Source organism: Pseudonocardia sediminis (genome assembly GCF_004217185.1).
Lineage (GTDB): Bacteria > Actinomycetota > Actinomycetes > Mycobacteriales > Pseudonocardiaceae > Pseudonocardia > Pseudonocardia sediminis.
This window is the reverse complement of sequence record NZ_SHKL01000001.1, coordinates 4,157,306-4,170,029: the sequence shown is the minus strand read 5'-3', so window position 1 is coordinate 4,170,029 and position 12,724 is coordinate 4,157,306. Positions and strand designations below refer to the sequence as shown.

Below are 12,724 nucleotides of genomic sequence, written 5' to 3'. Positions count from 1 at the left end.
CAAGGGTCGGAATGATCTCACGAACGGGCGGGGAGGGTGAGGTCTGGCGACACCGTCTCGCCTGCACGCCGCACCGGGTCAGCCGTTGGCGGCGATGTCCTCCAGGACGGCGTGGATCGTGCGGACCGGGACGCCGGTGCCGCCCTTGGTCGTGTAGCCGCGCGCCCCGCCGGTGTTGAAGGCCGGGCCGGCGACGTCGATGTGCGCCCACGGCACCCCGGCCGGGACGAACTCGCGCAGGAACAGCCCCGCCGCGAGCATCCCGCCGAAGCGGTTCCCGGTGACGTTGGCGATGTCGGCGACACGCGAGTCCAGGTCGGCGCGGAGGTACTCGGGCAGCGGCATCGCCCAGCCGTCCTCACCGGTGGCGATGGCGTGCGCGGTGACCCGGTCCCGGAACTCCGCGGCCCCCATGATCCCGGCGGTGCGGCCGCCGAGCGCGACCAGCTGGGCACCGGTCAGCGTCGAGGTCTCGATCAGGTAGTCGGGGGAGTCCTCGCCGGCGCGGACCATCGCGTCGCCGAGCACGAGCCGTCCCTCGGCGTCGGTGTTGAGCACCTCGACGGTCTTGCCGCCGTACATGGTGAGCACGTCACCGGGCCGGTAGGCGGTGTCCGACGGCATGTTCTCGGCCATCGGCACGGTCGCGGTGACGGCGACCGGCAGCTCCAGGCGCGCGGCCAGGACGGTCGCGGCGATCACCGCCGCGGCACCGCCCATGTCCGAGGTCATGTGGTCCATGTTCGCGGCGGGCTTGATCGAGATACCGCCGGTGTCGAACGTGATGCCCTTGCCGACGAGAGCGACCTTCGCCCGCGGCGACGCACCGCCGGTCCAGCTGAGCCGGACCAGCCGCGGCCCGCGCGAGGAGCCCTGCCCGACGCCGGTGATCCCGCCGTAGCCGCCCTCGCGGAGCTCGGTGTCGTCGAGCACCTCGACCGTCAGGCCGGCGTCCTCGCCGAGCGCGACGGCACGCGCCGCGAACGTCTCCGGGTACAGCGCCGACGGCGGGGTGTTGACCAGGTCCCGCGCCGTGCGGACGGCGTCGGCGACGAGCCCGGCGCGGCGCACCGTCTCCTCGTCGGTCCCGGTCACCTCGAGCAGCGCGGCGGGCGCGGACGAGGAGTCGGCCCGGGAGCGGAACTCGTCGAACACGTAGCCGCCGAGCACGGCGCCCTGCACCGCGGCCCCGGCGTCGACGGCACCGAGCGTGCTGACGACGTGTGCGCTGCCGGCCAGCGCGCGGGCCGCGGACCCGGCCGCGCGGCGCACGACGTCGTCGTTCGCCTCGGCCGCCTTACCGAGCCCCACGGCGAGGAGCAGCGGCGCGGACACCGCACCGCGGGTCGGGAGCTTCACGACCTGCTCGGCCTTGCCGGTGGCCCCGACCGTCGCCAGCAGCGCCGCGAGCTCGCCGCCGAACGCCGCGTCGACGTCGTCGGCACCGGGGGCGAGGACGGGTGCGGGCTTGGGCGCGCCCTCCTTCGCCGCCTCGTCGGCCCCGTTCTCCCCGGCGTACAGGCCGACCACGAGCGCGTCGGCCTCCGCGGTGGCCGCGGAGCCGGAGAGGGCGCGCAGCTGCGGCGCGGGGGTGGCCGGGCCGGGGGTGGCCTGCGGGGAGGACGGCTGCGAAGGCACGGGCGGCTCCTGTGACGGTCGTGGGGAGGGGTCCGGGAAGGAGGTCACTGTCTCCCGGAGTGCACGTCGCGGCACGCCGAGACCGGACCGAAATGCTAATGACACCCCCGCGGCGCCCCTTGACACAGGGTCGGATGGCATGGTGGCGCGGTGCCCGGACCTCTGCACCGAGTGAGTACCGCGACGGCCGTCGTCGTGGCGCTCGCCGCGATGCTCGGTACCGGCCTGTACGCGGCGTTCGCGCCCGCCGCGGCCGCCGCGGGGCCCTGGTTGCCGCTGGCCGTCCTCCTCGCCCTGGTCGTGGCGCTGTGCAACGTCTCCGCGATCGCCGACCTGACCGCCGCCCGTCCGGGTGGGGGTGGGCTGGTGCCGACGGACCTGCCGCCCGCGGCCGGACGCCTGGCCGGCGTCGCCCGCCTGGTCGCCCGCGGGGCCGCCGCGGCCGCCGCGGCGGGGGTGTTCGGCGCCTACGTACTGCCGTCGCAGCCGGTGCCGGTGGCGATCCTCGCGGTGCTGGTGGTGATCGGGCTGAACGCGGCCGGGGTGCGGATCTCGGTGAGCGCCTGCCGCGGGCTGGTCGCCGGGGCGGCGGTCGTCCTGCTGATGGTCACGATCGTCGGCGCGTTCCCGTCCGGGCCGTCGGGTCCGTCGGCCGCGCTGGAGTCGGCGGCCGCGGCCGGGACGTCGGCGGAGCTGCCGGTGGCGACCCTGCAGGCCGCCGTACCGGGGAGCGCGTTCGGGGTGCTGACCGCCGCCGCGTTCGTGTTCTTCGCCTTCGCCGGGACGTCGCGGGTCGCCGAGCTCGGGGGCAGCCTGCGGGACCCGCTGCGCACCGTCCGGCGGGCGTCGACGATCGCCGTGGTGATCGCGGGCGTGATCTTCCTCGCCGTGTCCGGGGCCCTGCTGAACGGTCTCGGCGTCGACCGCCTCTCGACCTCGCCGACCCCGCTGGCGTCTCTGATCGACACCGGCGGCAGCCCCGCGCTGGGCGTGCTCGTCCGGGTCGGGGCGGCGGTGGCCACCGGGTCGGCGCTGCTGGCCGTGCTGTCGCGGGGCTCGCAGAACGCCGCCCGGATGGCGCGTGACGGCGAGCTGCCCCGGTTCCTGGCCCGGACCGGGTCACGGGGCACGCCGTGGGTCTCCGACCTCCTCGGCGGGCTGCTCGTCGTGCTGGTCACGGTGCTGGTCGGGCCGGTCACCGCGCTGGCGGTCTCGGCGTGCGCGGTGCTGGTGCACTACGCGCTGCTGCACGGCGCCGCGCTGCGGCTGCCCGGGCGGTCGGTGCGGACGCTGGTCGTCGGCGTCGTCGGCGGGGTGCTGTGCCTCGTGCTGGCGGTGAGCCTGCCGACCTGGGCACCGGCCTCGACCGCGGTGCTGCTCGTCGCGGGCTGGTTGCTCAGCACGCTCGTGGCCCGCACGTCCCGTGCGAGCGGCGACGACGAGCTGCCCCGTCCCGGCGAGACCGGGGAACGGGCGGCATAGCCGGGTACGGTCTGACCCCGTGACGGACCTCGACCTGATCTCCAGCCCGCTGCACGACCGGCACACCGCCCTCGACGCCACGATGGGGGAGTTCGGAGGGTGGTCGATGCCGATCTCCTACCCGGCCGGCACGGTCGCCGAGCACACGTCGGTCCGGGAGAGCGCCGGGCTGTTCGACGTCAGCCACCTGGGCACCGTCCCGGTGTCCGGTCCCGGCGCGGCGGCGCACGTCAACGCCTGCCTCACCGCCGACCTGGAGAAGATCGGCCCGGGCAGGGCGCAGTACACGCTGGCCTGCAACGCCGACGGCGGCGTCATCGACGACATGATCGCCTACCTCGCCGGCCCGGACGAGGTCCTGCTCGTCCCGAACGCCGCCAACTCGACCCGGATCGTGGAGATGCTGCTCGACGGCGCCCCGGACGGCGTCACCGTCACCGACCGGCACCGCGAGCTGGCCGTGCTCGCCGTGCAGGGACCGCGGGCCGGTGAGGCGCTGGCCGCCGCGCTGGGCGACGCCGCTGGGGAGATCGACGGCCTGGACTACATGGCGTTCCGCGACCTCGAGGGCGGCGCCGTCCGCGTCTGCCGCTCCGGCTACACCGGTGAGCTGGGATACGAGATCGTCCTCGACGCCGCGGCCGCCCCGGCGATGTGGGACGCGCTGCTGGACGGGGTGCGGGCCGTCGGCGGCGGCCCCTGTGGCCTGGCCGCGCGGGACACGCTGCGCACCGAGATGGGCTACCCGCTGCACGGCCACGAGCTCTCCGAGGAGATCAGCCCGTTGCAGGCCGGCAGCGGCTGGGCCGTCGGATGGGACAAGCCCGCGTTCTGGGGCCGCGAGGCGCTGACGGCGGAGAGGGAGCGCGGCCCGGCACGACGCCTGCGGGCGTTGCGCGCGACCGGCCGCGGGGTGCCGCGCGCCGGGATGTCGGTGCTGCCGGCCGGGGGCGGCGAGCCAATCGGTGTCGTCACCTCCGGCACGTTCTCCCCGACGCTGAGGACGGGCATCGCGCTCGCCCTCGTCGACACCGAGGCGGGCGTGAAGCCGGACGACGCGGTGCAGATCGAGGTGCGCGGCCGGGCCCTGGCCGCCGATGTGGTGAAGCCGCCGTTCGTGACCTCGCACGTGCGCTGACACCTCGGACGGGTATCCGACTACTGCTCCGCGGGCGCGCGGGATACCGTCGGGGGATGAGCGCGCCGTCCTTCGCCGTCACCATGAATCCCGCGCCCGCGTCGCCGGAGCGGCGCGCCGAGATTCTCGCCGATCCCGGGTTCGGCCGGTACATGACCGACCACATGGCCACGATCCGCTGGACCGAGGGCCAGGGCTGGCACGACCCCGAGATCGTGCCCTACGGCCCGCTCGTGCTGGACCCGTCGTCGATGGTGCTGCACTACGGCCAGGAGATCTTCGAGGGCCTCAAGGCCTACCGTCAGCCCGACGGGTCGATCGCCTCGTTCCGCCCGGACGCCAACGCGCGCCGCTTCCAGGGCTCGGCCGCCCGCCTGGCCATGCCGGAGCTCCCCGAGGAGCTGTTCCTGGCCTCGCTGTCCGAGCTGCTCGCGGTGGACGGCGAGTGGGTGCCCGCCGCCGGCGGTGAGGACTCGCTCTACCTGCGCCCGTTCATGATCGCGACCGAGGTCGGCCTGGGCGTGCGGCCGTCGTCGGAGTACCTCTACGCCGTGATCGCCTCGCCGGCCGGGCCGTACTTCTCCGGCGGCGTCAAGCCGATGGACGTCTGGCTCGAGACCGAGTACACCCGCGCCGCGCTGGGCGGCACCGGCACCGCGAAGTGCGGCGGGAACTACGCCGCGTCGCTGCTGCCGCAGTCCATCGGCGCCGAGCACGGCTGCTCCCAGGTCGCCTACCTCGACGCCGAGGAGCGCACCTGGATCGACGAGATGGGCTCGAACAACCTGTTCTTCGTCTTCAGCTCCGAGGGCGAGACCGAGCTGGTCACCCCGGAGCTGCGCGGCAGCGTGCTGGCGGGGATCACCCGCGACTCGTTGATGACGCTGGCCGAGGACATGGGCATCACGGTCATCTCGCGGCGGATCGCCGGGCAGGAGTGGCTGGGCGGCGCGGCCAACGGGCTGCTCACCGAGGTGTTCGGCTGCGGCACCGCGGCGGTGATCACGCCCATCGGCACCGTCCGGCACCACGGCGGCGAGGTCCAGATCGGCGGCGGTGAGCCCGGCCCGGTCACGCTGCGGCTGCGCGAGGGACTGACCGCCATCCAGCGCGGCGCGGCACCGGACAAGCACGGGTGGATGTACCCGCTGGTGAAGGCCCCCGCCTCCGTCTGAGTCCCGGCGCGGGCCCACCGTCCGCGCCGCTCGTGGAGCTTTCGCTCGGCGTCACGACACGAAAGCTCCATGAGTGCGCTCGGCGTGGGACGGCTCAGCGCGCGGCGGCGAGGACCACCAGGACGGCGGTGCACCCGAGCTCGCACGCCGCTCCCAGGACGTCGCCGCTCATGCCGCCGAACCGGCGGCGGGTGTGCGCGGCCAGCCCGACGACCAGCACCGCCGCGAGCGCGACGCCGACCGACGCGGAGAACGCCGTCGTGACGTGGTGGGTCGACCCGCCGGTGATCGGCGCGGTCAGCAGCGGTGCGGCGGCCACCGCGAGCACGACACCCCACAGCGGCGCGACCCACGCCGGTTGCGAGCCGGCGACCGTCGCACCCAGGCCACCCGGGCGGGCCGCGGCCACCCCGCGCCGGGCGACCCAGCAGAACCCGGCACGCCCGGTCGCGGCGGCGAGCGCGCACCCGGCCAGCACCGGCACCGGACCGGCGGCGGCGAGCTGGGCGAGCGCGCCCGCCTGCACTCCCAGCACCACGATCAGCGTGACGACGGCGAACGGCCCGGCCCCGCCGTCGGCCATGATCCGCAGCGCCCGCTCGGGCGGCCCGTAGCTGCCGAGCCCGTCCGCGGTGTCGGCCAGGCCGTCGATGTGCATGCCGCGGGTGGCCAGGGCCCAGAATCCGACGACCAGCAGGCCGGCCACGACCGGGGACACGCCCAGTGCGGTGAGCCCCAGCAGGAGCCCGCCGCCGGCCAGCCCGAGCCCGATGCCGACGACCGGTGCCCAGCGCAGGGCGGACGCCGCCGCGCCCACCGGCAGCGACCCGTCGGGGCCGGTGCGGACGCGCGCCGGGACGACGGTCAGCCAGCTCACCGCCAGCAGCGGCCCGGCCGTGAACGACCGTGCCGGTGCGGTCGCGCCCGACCCCGGCCCGGGCTCGGGTGGGAGTCGGTCCGGGTCCGGGTCGGCGGGACCCACTCAGGCGGTCCCGAGACGGACGATCCCGGTGTCGGCGGCGGTCCCGGTCTCGGCGATCAGGCGGGCGGCGGTGACCAGCAGCGGCAGCACCGCGACACCGGCGGTGCCGTCGTCGGTGCGCAGGCCCAGGCCCAGCACCGGGGTCAGGCTCAGGTGCTCGAGGACGAGTGTCATCGCCGGCTCCGTCGAGCCCTGCGCCGCGACCCACCACTCGCGCGCACCGGGGGCGAGCTCCTCGGCCAGCAGCGCCGCGGCCCCGACGACCAGGCCGTCGAGCACGACCGGGACGCCCCGGTCGGCGGCCCGGGCGAGGAACCCGGCCAGGACGACGATGTCGCTCCCGCCGACCGTGCGCAGCAGCGCCAGCGGGTCGCGCAGGTGCTCGCGGGCGCGACGGAGCGCGTCGCGCACGGCGGCGGCCTTGCGCATCCAGGTGTTGTCGTCGATCCCGCTGCCGCGCCCGATCACGGCCACCGGCTCGGCCCCGGTCAGGGCCGCGACCAGCACCGACGCCGGGGTGGTCGCGGCGACGGCGAGCGAGGCCGGGACGAGCACGTCGGCTCCGGCGTCGATCTCCTCGTCGGCCAGGCGCTGGCCGGTGCGATAGGCGCGCTCGGTCTGTTCCGACGTCAGCGCGTCCGCCCGGTCGATGCGCCCGGACCCGCGGGCGATCACGTGCTCGCCGGCGTCGCCGTCGGTGACCGGGACCGACAGCCCGACGTCGACGGTGCGGACGGCGGCGCCCGCGGTACGTGCGGCGATGGTGACCGGGAGCGTCCCGGCCAGTGCGGCGGCCGCACGGGCCCGCCCGGCCTCGGCCGGGTAGGCCGAGACGCCGGCCTCGGCGATCCCGTGGTCGTCGGCGACGAGGAGCACCCGCGCCTGCACCGGCGGCCGCGGCGGGCACTCGCCCTGGCAGGCGGCCAGCCACGCGCCCAGCTCACCGAGCTCACCGAGCCCGCCGACCGGCACCGCCAGCGAGGCGATCCGGGCCACGGCCTCGCGACGTGCGGCGACGTCCGGCCGTCCGACCGGCTGCGGGCTCAGCGGTTCGAAGTCGGCCGGGGCGACGACGGCGGGCTCGGACCCGCCGGCCGGGGTGGAGACGGGGGCGGTGGACGGCGGGGTCGCCGTCGAGGAGGCCACGGCGGCGCCGGCCGCGCCACCGACGGCCGCCGCGCCACCGGCCGTCGCCCCGCTGTACGCACCGGACGCCGCGGAACCGGACGCCGCCGCGCCGGAGGTCCCGGAGCCGGTCGTCGCCGACCCGGTCGTCGCGGGAGCCGGCATGACCGGACGCGCGCCGACGGGCCGGCTCGGGGTCGCCGTACCCGCACCGTTCGCGGCCGGGGAGGCTGTCTGGTCCGGGGGCGGGGTCGCGGCGGAGGCCACCGCGGCGGCCACGGGAGCGGGGGCGCCGGCCGGATCTCCGGCCAGGGACGACAGCGGCACCGCGAGCCCGGCGACCACGAGCACCGTCTCGTCGCAGACGGCGGCCAGCGCGGAGTTCAGGATCCCGAGCTGGTCGCGGAACACCCGGCCGGCGCGGGTCTCCGGCACGACACCCAGCCCGACCTCGGCCGAGACGAGCACGACCCGTCCGCGGGTCCGGCGCACGGCGTCGACGAGGGTCTCGACGCGACGCGTCACCGCGGGCGGCAGGGTGTCCTCGGTCCAGGCCGAGGCGTCGTCGAGGACGTTCGTGAGCCACGTGGCGAGGTCGTCGACCAGGACCGGGCCCGGGCCGGACAGCTCGCCGACCAGGTCCGGGGACTCGATCGTCTGCCAGGACGCGGAACGCCGTTCGCGGTGCGCGGCGATCCGGGCGTCCCACTCGTCGTCGCCCGGGACGCGGCGGGCGGTGGCGGCGTAGCGGACGGCGGTGTCGGCGGCCAGCAGGCCCTCGGCGTAGGCGGACTTGCCGGAGCGGGTGCCGCCCAGGACGAGCGTGCGCCGCGGTGCAGGGGAGCTCACACGACCATCGTCGCGGATCCGTTCCCCGGGCTCGCACCCGGACCAGTGATCGTCACTCCGGACGCGCCACCCGCCGGGCCGGAGGCGTTCGCGCGCAGGGGAGGGCACTACCGTCGACAGAGTGCTGGACCACCTCGTACTGGCCACCCCGGACCTGGCGTCCTCGGTCGCCGCGCTGACCGCCGACGGCATCGCGCTCGTCGAGGGCGGGCCGCACGTCGGCGTGGGCACCCGCAACCACCTGGCCGGGCTCGGCGACGGGCGCTACCTGGAGGTCGTCGGCCCCGACCCGGAGCAGCCCGAGCCGGACTCGCCGCGGCCGTTCCGGATCGACACCCTGGCCGCGCCGCGCCTGCTGACCTGGGCGGTGCGCGTCCCGGACCTCGACGCCGCCCTGGCCGCGGCCCGCGACGCCGGGCACGACCCCGGTCCGGGCCGGGCGATGTCGCGCCGGCGCCCGGACGGCGAGCTGCTGGCCTGGACGCTGGCGTTCCCGCCGGACGACCTCGGCGGCGTCGTCCCGTTCGTCATCGACTGGGGCTCCACCCCGCACCCGACCGCGTCCCTGGACGACGGCGCCCGGCTCGCCGGGTTGACGATCGGGCACCCGGAACCGGACCGCGTGCGGTCGATCCTGCGGGCGCTCGGCGCGGACACCGCCGACGTCGTCGTCGGGGAGTCGGCGGAACCGGTGCTCACCGCCCGGATCGTGCTCGCGGACGGGACGGAGAAGGTCCTGGTCTGAGCCGCCTCAGACCTGCGCGCCGCGCTCGACCCTCGGCTTGGGCACGCGCATCCGGCGGGGCTGGGTCGCCCGGGAGAACGAGTACCACCCGGTGCCGAACGGGCTGATCGTCTCGTCCGGGAACTTCGCGCGCGCCTTGCGGGTCACCGACATCCCGAGCAGCGTGCCCTCGACCAGCATCACCGCGAGCATCAGGAACGTGAACAGCGTGACGTACTGCTGCACCGCCGGGACCTGCACCAGCGCGGCGATCACGACGAGCGCGGCCAGCGGCAGGAACAACCCGATGACGTGCGGCCGGGAGTCGACGACGTCGCGCACGTAGGCCCGCACCGGCCCGCGGTCGCGGGGGAGCAGCACCCGGTCGTCGCCGGCGTCCATCCGCCTGCGGCGCTCCGCGGCGGCCTTGCGCCGGTCCTCCTTCGGGGGCCGGTTCGCCTTGGCCAGCCGGGACGCCTCGCGCTGGGTCCGCGGCGGGGGCGGGGCCGGGCCACGACGGCGTCCGGGGGCCTCGGCCTCACGCCGCTTGGGGGTCGCGCGGCCCTTGCCGGGCGTGGTGTGCGTGCGCGAGCGGACCTCCGCCTCGGACTCCGAGACGGCGGTGCCCCCGGCGCTGTCGCCCGTGGTGGTCGTCGACGTGCCGGACTCGGCGTCGGTGCTCTCGGAGCGGCGCAGGAACCTCACGCGTCCCAGAGTACGGGCGCGGCTAGCCTGCGCGTCATGCGCGTGGTCGTGGCTCCGGACTCCTTCGGCGGGACGCTCAGTGCCCGCGACGCCGCGGAGGCGATCGCGACCGGCTGGCGGCGTGCCGCCCCCGCCGACGACGTGCGCGTCGTCCCCCTCGCCGACGGCGGCACCGGCTTCGCCGAGGTGCTCCAGGCCGCGCTCGGCGGCACGCTGCACGAGCTGCCGGTGACCGGCCCGCTGGGCGGCACCGTGACGGGGTCCTGGCTGCGGGTCGGCGACACCGCCTACCTCGAGGCCGCCGCCGCGTGCGGGCTGCACCACGTGCCGCGCGAGCGGCGGACCCCGGACGTCGCCCGCTCGGCGACCAGCCGCGGCGTCGGGGAGCTCCTGGCCGCCGCCCGCGACGCCGGGGCCCGGCGGATCGTCGTCGGGCTCGGGGGCTCGGCCACGACCGACGGCGGCGCCGGGATGCTGGCCGCGCTCGGCGCCGTCCCCCTCGGCGAGGACGGGACCCCGCTGCCCGACGGCGGCGCCCCGCTGGCCCGCTGCGCCGCGCTCGGACCGGTCCCGCACCTGGACGGGATCGAGCTGGTCACCGCCGCCGACGTCGACAACCCGCTGCTCGGCACGCACGGCGCCGCCGCGGTGTTCGGCCCGCAGAAGGGCGCCGACGCCACCGCCGTCGCCGAGCTGGACGCCGCGCTCGCGGTGTTCGCCGGCGTCCTGGACGCCGCGACCGGCACCGATGTGCGCGACGAGCCCGCCGCCGGGGCCGCGGGCGGTCTCGGGGCGGCGCTGCTGGCGCTCGGGGCCCGGCGCGAGTCCGGCGCCGGCCTGGTGCGGACGCTGACCGGCCTGGACGCCGAGCTGGACGCCGCGGCCGCGTCCGGCGGGCTCGCGGTCACCGGCGAGGGCAGCTTCGACTGGCAGTCGCTGCGCGGGAAGCTCGTCACCGCGGTCGCCCGGGGTGCCGCGGACCGCGGGATGCCGTGCCTGGTCCTGGCCGGTCAGGTGTCGGTCGGGCGGCGTGAGGCCGGTGCCGCGGGGGTGGACGCCACCTACGCCGTCGCCGACGAGTCCGGTCTGGAGGCCTCGCTCGCCGACCCGGCCGGGACGCTCGCGTCGCTGGCCGCGCAGGTCGCCCGGCGCTGGAGCCGCTGACGTCGGCGGTCCCGCGCGGGCCCGCCGGGGGAGCGGTGAGCGACGTCACCGGGCCGTGGAGACGGATGGGATGGCCCTCGCCTCCCCCCGCAGGGGCCGGAAGGGCATACCATGGTCACAGGACGTCAGGGCCGAGAACCGGACGGAATCCGATCGACGAGACCGGCGTCCGCCGGGAACAAGTTCCGTTCCGCACGTTGTTGGGAGAGTCATGACCGTAGACAACACGGTGGACACCACCACCGAGACGCACGGCGTCGAACTCAGTGATGCGGCCGCCGTCAAGGCGCGGGCCCTGCTCGAGCAGGAGGGCCGCGACGACATGCACCTGCGGATCGCGGTGCAGCCGGGCGGCTGTGCCGGTCTGCGGTACCAGCTGTTCTTCGACGACCGCTCGCTCGACGGCGACCTGTTCAAGGACTTCCACGGCCTCAAGGTCGGGGTGGACCGGATGAGCGCGCCGTACCTGCAGGGCGCACAGATCGACTTCGTCGACACGATCGAGAAGCAGGGCTTCACGATCGACAACCCGAACGCGGGCGGCTCGTGCGCCTGCGGTGACTCGTTCAACTGATCCGAGTCCGCCGGTTGTCGTAGTCCTCACAGGTCCGGAAGGACCTGGTCAGGGACCCGAACGGGCCCCGTCATGATCTCTTCGATCCTGACGGGGCCCGTTCTCTGTCGTAGGGTGCCTTACGTGCCTATTGCCGTAACGGGATCCATCGCGTCCGACCACCTCATGCACTTCCCCGGGAAGTTCTCCGAGCAGCTGCTCGCCGATCAGCTCGACCGCATCTCGGTCAGCTTCCTGGTCGACGAGCTGGTGGTCCGGCGGGGCGGCGTGGCCGGCAACATCGCGTTCGCCCTCGGCGTGCTGGGCCAGGCCCCGGTGCTCGTCGGTGCGGTGGGGCCGGACTTCGCCGACTACAAGAAGCTCCTCGACGACGTCGGGGTCGACACCTCGGGCGTCTCCACCTTCGACGACGTGCACACCGCACGTTTCACCTGCACCACCGACGACGACATGCGCCAGATCGCATCCTTCTACACCGGCGCCATGGCGAAGTCCCGCGAGATCGAGCTCGCCCCGATCGCCGAGCGCGTCGGCGGGTTCGACCTGGTGCTAATCGGCGCCAGCGACCCGGACGCCATGGTCCGCCACACCGACGAGTGCCGCGAGAAGGGCTACCCCTTCCTCGCCGACCCGTCGCAGCAGCTGGCCCGCATGGAGGGCCCCGAGGTCCGGCGACTGATCGAGGGCGCCAAGTACCTGGTCACCAACGACTACGAGTACGAGCTGCTGCTCAAGAAGACCGGCTGGACCGCCGAGGAGATCGCGAGCAAGGTCGACACCCGGATCACCACCTACGGCGAGAAGGGCGTGGTGATCGTCGAGCGCGACGGCACCGAGACCCGCGTCGACGTCGTCCCGCCGACCGAGCTCGTCGACCCGACCGGTGTCGGCGACGCCTGGCGCGCCGGCTTCCTGACTGCTCTCAACGGTGGCCTGTCCCTGGAGCGCTCGGCCCAGCTCGGCGCGCTCATCGCGACCTACGTGCTGGAGTCCGACGGCCCGCAGGAGTGGACCTGGGACCGCGAGGCCGCTCTGACCCGCCTGCGCGACACCTACGGCGACGCCGCCGCCGACGAGATCCAGGCCGTCCTGCCCGCCTGACCCCGCCCGGAACACACGAACGGCCGGTGACCCGCGAGGGTCACCGGCCGTTCGTCGTCGGTGGAGG

11 protein-coding genes are annotated in these 12,724 nt (G+C 75.7%); 7 read left to right on the top strand and 4 right to left on the bottom strand.

Going from position 1 to position 12,724, the window contains the following annotated elements; genetic code table 11:
* Positions 1-78: 78 nt before the first annotated feature.
* The gene (locus EV383_RS19310; RefSeq protein ID WP_242623490.1) at positions 79-1,578 is read right to left on the bottom strand and encodes a leucyl aminopeptidase; all 1,500 of its coding nucleotides are present in this window, start codon (positions 1,576-1,578) and stop codon (positions 79-81) included.
* 231 nt (positions 1,579-1,809) lie between these two features.
* On the opposite strand from EV383_RS19310, the gene EV383_RS19305 reads away from it, so the two are divergent.
* The 3 genes from EV383_RS19305 to EV383_RS19295 are packed head-to-tail and all read left to right on the top strand — an operon-like array spanning position 1,810 to position 5,433.
* The gene (locus EV383_RS19305) at positions 1,810-3,120 is read left to right on the top strand and encodes an APC family permease (RefSeq protein ID WP_130291203.1); all 1,311 of its coding nucleotides are present in this window, start codon (positions 1,810-1,812) and stop codon (positions 3,118-3,120) included.
* Between the two features lie 19 nt (positions 3,121-3,139).
* Complete coding sequence (gcvT, locus tag EV383_RS19300; RefSeq protein WP_130291202.1) at positions 3,140-4,258, top strand: glycine cleavage system aminomethyltransferase GcvT; 1,119 nt, start codon at positions 3,140-3,142, stop codon at positions 4,256-4,258.
* Positions 4,259-4,314: 56 nt separating this feature from the next.
* Positions 4,315-5,433 (top strand): branched-chain amino acid aminotransferase, encoded by a 1,119-nt coding sequence (locus EV383_RS19295; protein WP_130291201.1) that lies wholly within the window; start codon positions 4,315-4,317, stop codon positions 5,431-5,433.
* A 94-nt stretch (positions 5,434-5,527) separates the two neighbouring features.
* Here the strand turns inward: EV383_RS19295 and EV383_RS19290 are convergent, their stop codons facing one another.
* Both EV383_RS19290 and EV383_RS19285 read right to left on the bottom strand, forming a co-directional pair.
* On the bottom strand, positions 5,528-6,415 hold the full coding sequence (locus EV383_RS19290; RefSeq protein ID WP_242623207.1) for an adenosylcobinamide-GDP ribazoletransferase: 888 nt from the start codon (positions 6,413-6,415) through the stop codon (positions 5,528-5,530).
* On the bottom strand, positions 6,416-8,389 hold the full coding sequence (locus tag EV383_RS19285) for a bifunctional adenosylcobinamide kinase/adenosylcobinamide-phosphate guanylyltransferase (protein ID WP_165438404.1): 1,974 nt from the start codon (positions 8,387-8,389) through the stop codon (positions 6,416-6,418). It lies immediately after the preceding gene.
* 121 nt (positions 8,390-8,510) lie between these two features.
* On the opposite strand from EV383_RS19285, the gene EV383_RS19280 reads away from it, so the two are divergent.
* A complete protein-coding gene (locus EV383_RS19280; RefSeq protein ID WP_130291199.1) occupies positions 8,511-9,134 on the top strand; it encodes a VOC family protein in 624 nt (207 codons plus the stop codon).
* A 6-nt stretch (positions 9,135-9,140) separates the two neighbouring features.
* Here EV383_RS19280 and EV383_RS19275 read toward each other — a convergent pair whose 3' ends face one another.
* Positions 9,141-9,818 (bottom strand): DUF3043 domain-containing protein, encoded by a 678-nt coding sequence (locus EV383_RS19275; protein WP_130291198.1) that lies wholly within the window; start codon positions 9,816-9,818, stop codon positions 9,141-9,143.
* Positions 9,819-9,854: 36 nt separating this feature from the next.
* On the opposite strand from EV383_RS19275, the gene EV383_RS19270 reads away from it, so the two are divergent.
* The 3 genes from EV383_RS19270 (at position 9,855) to EV383_RS19260 (ending at position 12,657) form a co-directional block, all read left to right on the top strand.
* The gene (locus EV383_RS19270) at positions 9,855-10,982 is read left to right on the top strand and encodes a glycerate kinase family protein (protein WP_130291197.1); all 1,128 of its coding nucleotides are present in this window, start codon (positions 9,855-9,857) and stop codon (positions 10,980-10,982) included.
* A 211-nt stretch (positions 10,983-11,193) separates the two neighbouring features.
* The gene (locus EV383_RS19265; protein WP_130291196.1) at positions 11,194-11,556 is read left to right on the top strand and encodes a HesB/IscA family protein; all 363 of its coding nucleotides are present in this window, start codon (positions 11,194-11,196) and stop codon (positions 11,554-11,556) included.
* 165 nt (positions 11,557-11,721) lie between these two features.
* Positions 11,722-12,657: a carbohydrate kinase family protein gene (locus tag EV383_RS19260; RefSeq protein WP_130294740.1), complete on the top strand. Its 936-nt coding sequence runs from the start codon at positions 11,722-11,724 to the stop codon at positions 12,655-12,657.
* Positions 12,658-12,724: the final 67 nt, after the last annotated feature.